Source organism: Leclercia sp. G3L (assembly GCF_021117075.1).
Classification (GTDB): domain Bacteria; phylum Pseudomonadota; class Gammaproteobacteria; order Enterobacterales; family Enterobacteriaceae; genus Enterobacter; species Enterobacter adecarboxylatus_C.
In genome coordinates this window covers 2,670,818-2,683,726 of record NZ_CP088265.1, presented here as the reverse complement: position 1 = coordinate 2,683,726, position 12,909 = coordinate 2,670,818, and the positions used below count along the sequence as shown (strand labels likewise).

8 protein-coding genes are annotated in these 12,909 nt (G+C 56.0%); 2 read left to right on the top strand and 6 right to left on the bottom strand.

The annotated features are described in order from the left end of the window. Positions 1–43: 43 nt before the first annotated feature. The 5 genes from LRS40_RS14180 to LRS40_RS14160 all read right to left on the bottom strand — a co-directional run bounded on the left by LRS40_RS14180 (position 44) and on the right by LRS40_RS14160 (position 5,836). Entirely contained in the window at positions 44–1,687 is a 1,644-nt protein-coding gene (locus LRS40_RS14180) for a multidrug ABC transporter permease/ATP-binding protein (RefSeq protein ID WP_142486516.1), read from the bottom strand. 76 nt (positions 1,688–1,763) lie between these two features. After that, positions 1,764–2,414 carry a DNA oxidative demethylase AlkB gene (alkB, locus tag LRS40_RS14175; protein ID WP_231311855.1) on the bottom strand — a complete coding sequence of 217 codons (651 nt, stop codon included), beginning with the start codon at positions 2,412–2,414 and terminating at the stop codon, positions 1,764–1,766. Then, a complete protein-coding gene (gene ada / locus LRS40_RS14170; RefSeq protein ID WP_231311854.1) occupies positions 2,414–3,478 on the bottom strand; it encodes a bifunctional DNA-binding transcriptional regulator/O6-methylguanine-DNA methyltransferase Ada in 1,065 nt (354 codons plus the stop codon). Before ada ends, alkB begins: the two co-directional genes overlap by 1 nt. A gap of 72 nt (positions 3,479–3,550) precedes the next feature. Further along, the gene (gene apbE, locus LRS40_RS14165) at positions 3,551–4,603 is read right to left on the bottom strand and encodes an FAD:protein FMN transferase ApbE (protein ID WP_142486519.1); all 1,053 of its coding nucleotides are present in this window, start codon (positions 4,601–4,603) and stop codon (positions 3,551–3,553) included. A gap of 120 nt (positions 4,604–4,723) precedes the next feature. Beyond that, a complete protein-coding gene (locus LRS40_RS14160; RefSeq protein ID WP_231311853.1) occupies positions 4,724–5,836 on the bottom strand; it encodes a porin OmpC in 1,113 nt (370 codons plus the stop codon). Positions 5,837–6,576: 740 nt separating this feature from the next. Between LRS40_RS14160 and rcsD the strand changes: the two genes are divergently transcribed. Both rcsD and rcsB read left to right on the top strand, forming a co-directional pair. Continuing rightward, entirely contained in the window at positions 6,577–9,249 is a 2,673-nt protein-coding gene (gene rcsD, locus LRS40_RS14155) for a phosphotransferase RcsD (protein WP_231311852.1), read from the top strand. Between the two features lie 16 nt (positions 9,250–9,265). Further along, positions 9,266–9,916 carry a response regulator transcription factor RcsB gene (rcsB, locus tag LRS40_RS14150; protein ID WP_032612710.1) on the top strand — a complete coding sequence of 217 codons (651 nt, stop codon included), beginning with the start codon at positions 9,266–9,268 and terminating at the stop codon, positions 9,914–9,916. A 110-nt stretch (positions 9,917–10,026) separates the two neighbouring features. Here rcsB and rcsC read toward each other — a convergent pair whose 3' ends face one another. After that, entirely contained in the window at positions 10,027–12,873 is a 2,847-nt protein-coding gene (gene rcsC / locus LRS40_RS14145) for a two-component system sensor histidine kinase RcsC (protein ID WP_156264269.1), read from the bottom strand. Positions 12,874–12,909: the final 36 nt, after the last annotated feature.

Below are 12,909 nucleotides of genomic sequence, written 5' to 3'. Positions count from 1 at the left end.
GCAGACCGGGGGGCGGCAAAGCCGCCACCCGGCATTTTGACACTCAGGCGGTACGTGCCACCGCATCACGCGACGCGGCATCACGCTCGGCGCCGGTCAGCTCGGTCAGCTGTCCACTGCGCATCTCCAGCAGGCGGTCGGCATGGATGAAATAGTGATCGTCATGGCTGATGGCAAAAATGGTTTTGCCCATCTGCTGCATCAGCGGCAGCAGCACCTGGTAGAACTCGCGGCGGAAATGCGGGTCCTGATCGGCGGCCCACTCATCCAGCAGAATGATGTCGCGCTCTTCCGCCAGCGCCAGCAGCAGCGCCACGCGCTTCTTCTGCCCTTTCGACAGCTTCAGGTTGAGGATCTTGCCATCCTGCAACTCCAGCTTGTGCGACATTTGCAGATGCGCCAGCCACTTCTCCACCAGCGCCGGATCGGCCTGCTTGCCTTCCGGGCCCAGCAGCTGATCGAACAACCAGACGTCGGTAAACACCGCAGAGAACAGCTTGCGGTAATCTTCCGGTTTCTCGGCGCTCAGCGGCTTACCGTCCAGCAGGATCTCGCCCGACTGGGGCTGATACAGGCCGGTCAGCAACATTGCCAGCGTCGATTTCCCGCTGCCGTTACCGCCAATCAGGAACAGCAGTTCGCCGCGGTTAAGGGTTAAGTTCACCGGCCCGACGGAGAAGTCGTTGTCCTGATATTTGAAGGTGACGTTGCGCAACTCCAGGGTCTGCCAGTCCGGGAAGGCTTCAGGTCGCGGGAACTCGGCTTTGTACGGTGCGAGAGCAAACTTGCGCAGCTTGTTAAAGGCTACCTGGGCGCTGAGCAGGGTCGGCAGCGCGCCGACGGCGGAGAGCAACGGCGTGCGCAGGAACAGCAGGGTCAGCGAGTAGGTCGCGGCGACGTTGGTATCTGCCCAGCCCAGGCTGTTGGCCATCCAGAAGACCAGGCCAATCGCCCCCAGCATCATGATATTGGACCAGTTGACCGCGCTCAGGTGGAAGGTATCGGCCCGCACAATGTGGTGGCGATATTCGCGGGCATCCGGGATATAGAGGTTATTGAAGATGTGCTCGGCGCGCTCGCGGTTAAGGGTCAGCTCTTTGCGCCCTTCCAGCACTGTCTGATAGTCGTTATAGAGCTTATCTTCGGTTTCGCGCAGCACCGCCATGTGCTTGTAGACGCGCGACACCAGCAGGTAGCCGCCCCAGATGGTGATCGCAATCCACAGAGCGGTGATCGCCAGCATTTTGGTGGAGAGCCAGGCCAGATAGGCGGCCGATCCGAAGGTCAGAATAATCCCCTGCACCAGCTCCGGCAGACGCACAAAGGCGATGGTGATTGAGCGTACATCGCTGGTCAACCCGGCTAGCAGCGAGGCGCTGCCCAGCTGCTCGACGCGTTCAACCTGGGTATCCAGAATACGCTTGATGAACTCGCTGCGCAGGCGGTAGACGAAGTGGTGGCCGAGGGTAGTGAGCGCCAGCTGCGAACCCAGGGTGACGGCCATCAGCAGCACCAGCAGGCCGAGAAATTCCGGCAGCACCATCAGGGTGGTGTCCACCGTTTCAATTAAGCGCAGGTTAATAAAGGCAATAAGCCCAATACCCAGCGCGGCGCTGAGCAGGCTGAGCGCCATCACCGCGATAAACGGCCAGCGGTATTGGCGCCAGACCAGTAACAGGAGTTCCATGCAGAGCAATCCAGACAAGAAAAATCAGCCAGCAGTGTAAACTGCTCGCCACTTACATCAAGAATAATTCTTATTTTTATTCGTTATTCGCCGCCTGGCGGAAGGTGAGGTTGTAGCGACAGTCGCCGGTCAGAGGGTGCTCTCCGGGTTTAAGCGGCTGAATGCCATGATAAAACAGGCGGGATGGTCCACCCCACACCACCACGTCACCATGCTCCAGCAGCAGGCGCTGAAGCGGATCGTTGCGGCGTAATCCGCCAAACTGAAACACCGCGGGCAGGCCGAGCGAGACCGAGACAATCGGCGCCCGCAGGTCGGCCTCATCCTTATCCTGATGCAGCGACAGTTTAGCCCCGACGGCGTAGCGATTGATAAGACAGGCATCCGGCTGAAAGTCGGGATAACCCGCCGCGCAGGCGGCATCGTGGCACAGGGCAGCAAAAGCGTCCGGCATCGGCGGCCAGTGCGCATTTGTGATCGGATCGTCCGCTGAATAGAGGTAGCCGTGCCGGTTAGTGGTCCAGCCCAGCCCGCCGCAGTTGGTCATCGCCACCGACATGGTGTATCCCCCGGGGGTGACCATCTGGCGGAACGGCGAGGCGCTGGCGACCTGTTCGATCCCCTGCATTAAGGCGGTGGCCCGCGTCAGGGCAAAGCGGCGCAGGATCACTGCCCCCGGCGCCAGCGGCTCCTGCCAGGGCTCAGCATCTGCAAACAAATCGAGCATCACACCTCCTCTTTTTTGGCTTCGCGACGCAGCAGTGCCGCTTTACGGGCCGTACCCCAGCGGTAGCCCGACAGCCCGCCGTCGCTCCGTACCACCCGGTGACAGGGAATAATAATCGCCAGCTTGTTGGCGGCGCAGGCCCGGGCCACCGCCCGCACCGCACCGGGATGACCAATGGCGTTGGCCACCTGCTGATAGCTTGCCGTCTCTCCGCTACGTATAGCGCGCAGGGCCTGCCAGACCTGACGCTGAAAGGCGGTGCCGCGAATATCCAGCGGCAGGGCGAGCGCCACGGCGTGGTTATCCACGCTGGCGATCACCTGGGCGACGCGCGCGGCGAAGGCGGCATCCGCCTGTTCTCGCCGGGCGTGAGGAAAGATCGTTTCCAGCTCGGCAATCAGGGCGCTGTCATCATCCCCGGGTAGAATGGCACAGACGCCCCGCGTGCTCTCCGCCACCAGGCAACGTCCCAGCGTGCAGTTGCTCAAAGCATAGCGCACGGTGGTTTCCTCCCCGCCGCTGCGGTACTGCTTCGCGGTCATTCCCAGGGTGGCATCGGCGTTGCGGTAATAGCTGCTGCTGTCGGGGAAACCTGCTGCCAGCACGGAGTCAGTAATACTTTCACCCTGCGCCAGGGCGTCGCGCAGCCGTTTCGCCCTGGCCGCCTGCTGCCAGGCTTTCGGCGTCATCCCGGTGAAGGATTTGAACAGACGATGAAGATGCCAGGGGCTCATCGCCACCTCCTGCGCCAGCCTCTCAAGGGTCAGGGGCTGCTCCTGCTCCAGTAACCGGCAGGCTTTTTCGATGGTGGCGATCCGCTGCGCCTGGGGATCCGGTTGATCCGGGCGGCAGCGTTTGCAGGGGCGAAAACCCGCCTGCACTGCCTGGCGGGCATCGGGGTAAAAGTGAACGTTTTCACGTAGGGCGTGGCGCGCCCGGCAGGAGGGACGGCAGAAGATGCCGGTGGTCTGTACGGCAAACACAAACTGACCATCGGCATGGCCATCGCGGGCCAGCACCGCCAGCCAGCGTTGATCGTCATTCATCAGGTTCGGCTTTTTCATGATCGGCTCCTTATATAAGCATACGCCTAGCCTGCCTGAACGCCACCCGACAAAAACCCGCAACCTTGCTTTTTAATTCGCCCCGTTGACGAGGAAGCTGGAGAACTGCGGAGACATCCAGGTTTTGAAGCCCTCCCCTTCGCGGACGATCATATAGATCGCCAGCCCCTGCTCACGTGCGATCTCTTTGGCTTTCTCAGCCCCCAGCACCATCAGACCGGTATCCCAGGCATCGGCTTCCAGCGCCGTAGGGGCGATCACCGTCACCGACACCAGATTGTGCGTAATCGGGCGACCGGTCTGGGGATCAATGACGTGGGAGATGCGTTTTCCGTCCAGCTCATAATAGTTACGGTAGCTGCCGGAGGTGCTGATGCCGTGGCCGTTGATATCGACAATGGCCTGGACGGCATTTTGCCGATCGGTGGGCTTCTGGATCGCCACGCGCCAGGGCTTATCGCTGGCGTTCATGCCGCGGCTGACCAGCGCCCCGCCAACTGACACCAGATAGCGCGAGATCCCCTCTTCGGCCATCAGCCGGGCCAGGTGATCGGCAGCATAGCCCTCACCCACCGTTGAGAGATCGACAAACAGATCGGGGATATCTTTTTCGAGGTATTGCTTGCCGGACTGATTTATCACCGTCAGATGCTGCAGGCCCGTTTGCGCCCGGGCATCGTCAATCTGCGCCTGGTCGGGGGTTTTCACCGGCTGCTTGTTCGGGCCAAAGCCCCACAGGTTAACCAGCGGGCCGACGGTGATATCCATCGCGCCGTTAGTTTTATAGCCCACCCGCAGCGACTCGGTGACAATATCCGCCATCGCTTCGCTCACCGGCCAGGGGGAGGTGCTCTGGGACTGGTTAAAACGCATCAGGGCAGAGTCATTTTTATAGGTGGACATCAGCTGGTCGTCGCCATCCAGCTGGGACTGGATCTTGCCGCGTAGCTCTTCAGCCCGGGCAGCAGAGAGATCAATCACGCTGACGCGCCAGAAGGTACCCATGGTTTTCCCTTCCAGCACCGTTGCGGCGGTGTCGGCCTTAGCCGGAGGAGCGGGGGCATCGCACGCAGACAACATAAACAGTGTCGCCAGAAAGCCGACACGCAGAAAAGTAATTTCCATTCGTTATTATCCTCAAGCCTGAGACCGGCAAGAGTACACTAAAAAGCAGGCTTTGTAAGGGGCTGATAGTAAGACCAAAAAAAGGGGCCAGTTGGCCCCTTTTGCAATACTGCGTAAGACTTAGAACTGGTAAACCAGACCCAGGGCTACGATGTCATCAGTGCTGATGCCTGCACGGTCGGTGAAGGCATTGTCATCCAGCAGGTTGATTTTGTAATCAACATAGGTGGACATGTTTTTGTTGAAGTAGTAAGTCGCGCCAACATCAACATATTTCAGCAGATCCTGATCGCCGTTACCTTCGATGTCCTTACCTTTGGACTGCAGGTAAGCCACGGATGGACGCAGACCGAAGTCGAACTGGTACTGCGCAACCACTTCGAAGTTCTGGGCTTTGTTAGCAAAGCCGTAAACCGCGTTAGGGGCATCGCTCTGAGAGTCACCGAAACGGGTCGCGTTGTAAGTCTGGGAGTACTGCGCTGCCAGATAGAGGTTGTTCGCGTCGTATTTCAGGCCGCCGCTGTACACTTCAGCACGGTCGCCGTGGCCATAAACGCCAGCACCGTTCTGGTCTGCGGTACGTTTGGAAGAGGCTGCTGCCGCACCTACGCTGAAGCCTTCGCCCAGATCATAGGTCAGGGAGCCGCCGAAGCCGTCGCCGTTCTGTTTCAGCAGGCTACGACCGCCTTCGTTTTCACCGCTGACGCTGCCGTTTTTACCCTGGTACTGCAGAGCAAAGTTCAGGCCATCAACCAGACCGAAGAAGTCCTGGTTACGGTAGGTAGCAACACCGTTACCACGGGATTGCAGGAAGTTGTCAGAACCGTAGGTGTCGCCGCCGAATTCTGGCAGCACGTCGGTCCAGGAAGTGACGTCGTAGATGACGCCGTAGTTACGACCGTAGTCGAAAGAACCTGCTTCAGCGAATTTCAGACCAGCGAAGGCCACACGCGTCCAGGACTGGTTTTCGCTCTCGGTGGTGTTGCCCTGAATCTGGTATTCCCACTGACCGTAACCAGTGATCTGATCGTTAACCTGAGTTTCGCCTTTGAAGCCGAGACGCATGTAGGTCTGATCGCCATCAGCGCTATCGTCATCAGAGAAATAGTGCAGACCGTCTACTTTGCCGTAGAGATCTAATTTGTTGCCGTCTTTGTTATAAATTTCAGCCGCATTTGCTGCGCCTGCTACCAGCAGTGCTGGTACCAGGAGGGACAGTACTTTAACTTTCATTATTTTAACCCTCTGTTATATGTCTTTTATTACCACTGCTTACTGATTAACCCTCTTAACCAGTCGGCAAGTTCATTCTCCGCAAAAATACAGAATAATCCAACAAGAATATGATACGAAAACTTTTAAGATATTTCATATTACCGTATAGATGTTTCATTTTGTAAATTTGAGGGAGCTTTTTTGCCGCACAATAAGTTAAAAAATAAAGCACCATAAATCAAAATTTTAAAATTATCATTTAAAATCAATAATTTAACAAAAAATTTATTATAGCACTGATTGCCAAAACAAAAAGGCAGCCGGCTACTAAAATATCTCTCGCTATCATCATTAACTTTATTTATTACCGTCATTCAAATTTGAATGTCTGTTTATCCCGAATTGAACCGAATGCAATGCATTCGGTTTTTTTTTACCCTTCTTTACGCAAATTTAAAATATCTGTGCTACCCACCCGAAACTATAACGACTATTAATTAAATCTTAGGGTGCTATTTTTAGTCCTGAAAATTGAACGGGTAATTTAATTTCTTGTTTATTCGTGCTATTTTTCCACTATATTGTTAGTTATTTGTACAATTATGGTTTAACCGTACAGATTTAAGACAATCCTTTTCGTCTTGCGCAACAGGACGAAAAAGTCAGCCCCGGAAGTAGCGTGAGGCTGGAAATTCGATTATTACGCTTTATACTGCCCTATTCGCCTGAAGCGCAGCCATAACGGGTTAACCACATCAATGAGTCAGTCTGAAACCACAGCCGCGAACAAATTCTCCCTGCTTCCGGGCAGCATTACCCGTTTCTTTCTTCTATTGATCGTTGTGCTGTTAGTGACCATGGGCGTGATGGTGCAGAGCGCGGTGAACACCTGGTTAAAAGATAAAAGCTATCAGATTGTCGATATCAGCCACGCGCTGCATAAACGTATCGACACCTGGCGCTACGCAACCTGGCAGATTTACGACAACATCGCCGCCACGCCGACAACCGCATCCGCAGAAGGGCTGCAGGAGACGCGGCTGAAGCAGGATGTCTACTATCTGGAGAAAACGCGGCGCAAAACCGAAGCCCTGATTTTCGGTTCCCACGACAGCGCCACGCTGGAGATGACCCAGCGCATGTCGACCTATCTTGATACGCTATGGGGAGCGGAGACCGTTCCCTGGTCGATGTACTATCTCAACGGTCAGGACAACAGCATGATCCTGATCTCCACCCTGCCGCTAAAAGATCTCTCCTCCGGTTTTAAAGAGTCGTCGGTGGGCACCGTTGTCGACTCCCGTCGCGCAGAGATGCTGCAGCAGGCCAATGCCCTGGATGAGCGTGAAAGTTTCTCTTCCCTGCGCCGCCTGGCCTGGCAAAATGGCTACTACTTTACCCTGCGTACCACCTTCAATCAGCCAGGTCATCTGGCAACGGTGGTGGCCTTCGATCTGCCGATCAACGATCTGATCCCTCCGGATATGCCGCTTGAGAGCTTCCGCCTGGAACAGGATTCCTCGGGGCAAAACCTGCGCGCGCCGACGGACAAAGAGAGCCCCGAAAGCGTCTCGATCTCCTTTAACGGATCGAAAATCGAGATTGCCTCCTCGCTGAACACGACCGGTATGCGCCTGGTCTGGCAGGTCCCTTTTGGTACCCTGTTGCTGGACACCCTGCAAAATATCCTGCTGCCGCTGCTGCTTAATATCGGCCTGCTGGCGCTGGCGCTGTTTGGTTACACCACCTTCCGCTCGCAGCCAGGCCGCCAGAGCGATGCCCCCGTCGCCGCAGGTACCAGCAACGAGCTGCGCGTGCTGCGCGCGCTCAATGAAGAGATTGTCTCGGTGCTGCCGCTCGGCCTGCTGGTACACGACCAGGAAGCCAACCGCACGGTGATCAGCAACAAAATCGCCGATCACCTGCTGCCACACCTGAATCTGCAGAACATCACCAGCATGGCCGATCAGCATCAGGGCGTGATTCAGGCCACCATTAATAATGAGCTGTATGAGATCCGCCAGTTCCGCAGCCAGGTGGCGTCACGCACGCAGATCTTTATCATTCGCGATCAGGATCGCGAGGTGCTGGTGAATAAAAAGCTCAAACAGGCGCAAAGGCTGTATGAGAAGAACCAGCAGGGCCGCGCGGCCTTTATGCAGAATATTGGCGATGCCTTTAAACTGCCTCTGAAGGCGCTGGCCAGCGAAGCGGCCCAGTTAACCAGCCCGGAAAGCCTGCAGCTGTCGGGGCATGCCGATACGCTGGTGCGGCTGGTGGATGAGATCCAGCTCGCCAATATGCTGGAAAATGACAGCTGGAAGAGCACCACAACGCTATTCTCGATTCAGGATCTGATTGATGAAGTGGTGCCGGAAGTGCTGCCGGTGATCAAGCGTAAGGGGCTGCAGCTGCTGATTAACAACCCGCTGCGGGCCAATGATGAACGCCACGGCGACCGTGACGCGCTGCGTCGTATTCTGCTGATGCTGATCCAGTACGCTGTGACCACCACCCAGATCGGCAAAATTACGCTTGAAGTGAGCAGCGATGAATCAGCCGATGACCGTCTCACCTTCCGTATCCTTGATACCGGTGAAGGGGTTACGGCCAGTGAAATCGACAACCTGCACTTCCCGTTCCTGAATGATACTCAGAGCGATAATTACGGCAAAGCCAACGCCCTCACCTTCTGGCTGTGCGATCAGCTGGCGCGTAAGCTTGGCGGCCACCTGAATATTAAAGCCCGTGAATCGCTGGGCACCCGTTATTCACTGCACGTCAAAATGCCGGCCACGCCGCAGGAAGCAGAGGATGATGAGGGCCTGCTGGACGAGGTAGTGATCATGGTGGATGTGACGTCAAATGAGATCCGCAGTATCGTGGTTCGCCAGCTGGAAAACTGGGGTGCGACCTGTATTTCCCCGGACGAAAGGCTGGCAAGTCAAGAATATGATCTCTTTTTAACGGATAATCCGTCTAATCTTACTGCCTCAGGCTTGCTTTTAAGCGATGATGAGCCTGGCGTGCGAAAAATTGGCCCCGGCCAGGTGCGCGTCAACTTTAATATGAGCAATGCGATGCAGGAAGCTGTACTACAACTAATAGAGGAGCAGCTGGCGCAGGAAACGATCCCGGAATCCCCACTGGGCGGCAATGAAAATGCCGAACTGCAGGCCAGCGGCTATTATTCTCTCTTCGTAGACACAGTACCAGATGATGTTAAGAGGTTGTATACTGAATCCGCTGCGAACGACTTCGCAGCGCTGGCTCAGACAGCACACCGGCTCAAAGGGGTGTTTGCCATGCTTAATCTGGTTCCAGGCAAGCAATTATGTGAAACGCTGGAACATCTTATTCGTGAGAAAGATGCCGCCAGCATAGAAAAATACATCAGCGACATTGACGACTATGTCAAAAGCTTGCTGTAGCAAGGTAGCCCTATACATGAACAATATGAACGTAATTATTGCCGATGACCATCCGATTGTACTGTTCGGTATTCGCAAATCACTTGAACAGATCGAGTGGGTGAATGTAGTCGGCGAATTTGAAGATTCCACAGCACTGATTAATAACCTGCCAAAACTTGATGCGCACGTGCTCATCACCGACCTTTCCATGCCTGGAGATAAATACGGTGACGGGATTACGCTTATCAAATACATCAAGCGTCACTTCCCAAGTATTTCGATCATCGTGCTGACCATGAACAACAACCCGGCAATTTTAAGTGCCGTTCTGGATCTCGATATTGAAGGGATTGTCCTGAAACAGGGCGCACCAACCGATCTGCCAAAAGCGCTGGCCGCGCTGCAGAAAGGGAAGAAATTTACCCCGGAAAGCGTCTCCCGCCTGCTGGAGAAAATCAGCGCTGGCGGCTACGGCGACAAACGTCTGTCACCGAAAGAGAGCGAAGTGTTGCGTCTGTTCGCCGAAGGTTTCCTGGTTACCGAGATTGCCAAGAAGCTGAACCGCAGCATCAAGACCATCAGTAGCCAGAAAAAATCCGCGATGATGAAACTGGGCGTAGAAAACGATATCGCCCTGCTGAACTACCTCTCTTCCGTGACGCTGAGTCCTGCTGATAAAGAGTAGTTGTGCAAAACGCCGGGTGGCGCTGACGCTTACCCGGCCTACACTGCCCGTAGGCCCGCGCAAGCGAAGCGCCGCCGGGCAATAAAAAAAGCCCGGAAATGGGCTTTTTTTTATCCCCGCGTCTTCCTCACCCGCTCCGCATACACCGACAGCGTCTGTTTGAGCACGTCCAGCGTTACCGGCTTGGAAAGACAGCTATCCATTCCCGACTCCAGGCAACGCTGCTTCTCTTCCGCCAGCGCGTTAGCGGTGACGCCCACCACCGGCAGGGTCAGGCCCAGTTGGCGAATACGCTGGGTCAGGCGATAGCCGTCCATGTTCGGCATGTTCACATCGCTCAGAACGATGTCGATGTGGTTTTTACTCAGAACGTTCAGCGCGTCCACACCATCATTGGCGGTTTTGCACTGATAGCCCAACGAGCCCAGTTGATCGGCCAGCAGACGACGGTTAATTGGATGGTCATCTACCACCAGAATCATCATGTCTTCATTCAGCGACTGCGCCGATTCCGGCGACGGCAGCGCCGCCGAGCCATCGCCTGCATCCATTTCCACGCGGTAGATCCGCGCCAGCAGCGCAATCAGTTCGTGCGGCGAGGCTACGCTGTTCACCCACTCACCATGGGCGCGCTCCTGGGCAATACCGATATGGCGACGGCAGAAGATCACCGCTGCTTTGCCCTGCCACGGCTGCTTCAGCTCATCGTCGGTGATGAGCATATCTTCCGCGTCCGGCGTTTGTCCGGCGTAGCGCGCCACGCGAATGCCGTGCGGCGTCAGAAGGGATTCCAGGTAGGCATACAGCGAGGCGTTATTGACCGCCAGCCAGCAGCGTTTGTCGCTTAATCCATCCACCAGCCCAGTGGTCGGTGACTGCGCCGCATAGAGCGGAATGCGGATGGTGAACTGGCTGCCCATACCCGGCTCAGTATCCACCGAGATATCGCCGTCCATCATGCTGATCAGTTTTTCACAAATCGCCAGCCCCAGCCCTGTACCCTGGAAGTTTCGCTGAACTCCCGTCCCCACCTGGAAGAACGGGTCGAAGAGTTTGACAACCTCTTTGGCCGGAATACCTACCCCGGTGTCACGCACGCGAATGCTCAGGTAGTCCCCTGCCCTGGAGACATGCATTACAATGCAGCCCATGTCGGTGAACTTAATGGCATTGCTGAGCAGGTTGGAGATCACCTGTTGCAGGCGCATTGGATCGCCCTGCAGCGATACCGGCACGTCCGGTTCAATAAAGCAGTACAGCCCCAGCTGCTTACGCACCACCAGCGGCAGGTAGTTAGCGCTGATATGGTTCATCACCTCGCGTGGGGAGAATTCACGCGGTTCAATTTTCAGCTGCTCGGACTCGATCTTGGAAAAGTCGAGAATATCGCTGATGATTTTCAGCAGCAGGCTGGAGGAGTTATTCATCGCCGTCACCAGACGGTCAACGCCCCGCGGCAGCTCTTTGGTCTGCAGCAGATCGAGGTTACCGATAATCCCGTATAGCGGGGTGCGCAGCTCGTGGCTGACGGTGGCGAGGAACATCGATTTCGACTGGCTGGCCTGTTCGGCCGACTGAGCCATATCTTGCAACGACTCTTCCATTTTGACGCGCGCGGAGACATCCACCAGCACGCAGATGGCGACGTTCTCATTGCGATAGCGCGAGTGCACAAAGCTGATCTGCAGGTTGGTGTTGTTGCTGGTCAGCACGTCGACGAAGTTGACCTGCTGCCCGCAGATAATTTGCGTCAGGCGCTGCCGGTCCTCGTGGGTCAACATATTCAGATAGTTATGCGCCAGCTCGTTACTGAGGATATTGGTGCCGTCCAGGGTGCGCAGAATACAGATCCCTACCGGCGCAGAAGCAACAATCTTGCGGTTAAACTGCTCATGCTCTTCGAGGCGCTGGGCGTCGATTTCCGCCGGGATAAAGATTTTGCGCTCGTACATCCGCGCGAGAGTAAACAAGGCAATCCCCACCAGCACGTTCAGCAACACCGAGTTGAGGATCAGCATGCGGATACGCTCCAGCACCAGATCCACCGGCACGGAATAGACGATGCTCAGCGACGAAGGCGGCAGGCTCTTTTTCAGCACCAGGTCGCGGAAACCGGAGGTATAACCAAACCATGAACGCTCCTGCATCCAGCGAGGGTCAACCTTGAGGCGGGTTTCCGGACCCGCCAGCGAGATAAGCGCATGGCCGTTTTCATCAAGAATGGTCACGCCCATTGGCAAATTGCCAGGGGTGAAAAAGTTTTCCATGCGGATAGTCTGCTCGGTGCCGAGCATCGCCTGCAGACGGTTAGCCAGGTAGACCGGCGTCATCGCGTAGAAGTACCCTACTCCTGGACGTGGGCCCTGGCTGATCCAGAACAGATTATTGCTGCGCTCATCCTGCGGGGCATTACGGTATTTCATGATCCGCTCGTGCAGGCTTTTCAGGGCGTTGTCACGATCCACCGGCACGTCACGCAGGCCAAAGTTGGCCATACAGAGGTTTTCGCTGCCAATCAGAAAGACCCGGTTCAGATCGTAGGCTGCCGAGAAGTTGTCGCGCCAGTAGCGCATAAACCAGGCCAGCGACTCCAGCGAACCTCGCCATGCTGAACCCATCGCCGAGCAGTCAGAATCGGGGAACAGCGGCTCAAAATTGGGCACCTCGGTTTTGCTGTCGCGCCCGCGGCTGGCCAGTACGCCATTTTCTGCCGTCAGACGGTTCTCAGCGATATACTTGAGCTCCTTCATGACGTCGGCGGTGCGCTGAATATAGCGCTGGGACTGATCGTAACTGAGGTTGAACTCCTGACGGATCTCCGACTCCTTCTGGTGCAGCGCGTTGACGATGTAAAACACCGAAAACAGGGCGATCAGCACCCAGATCAGGAGCGCCAGCGCCCGAAATAGATAGCGAGAGACTTTCAGCGTGGTTCGAAAGGAGACGAGGTATTTCAAGGGGGCGAGGCTCCGCCATCAGGGTCAAAAGGAATG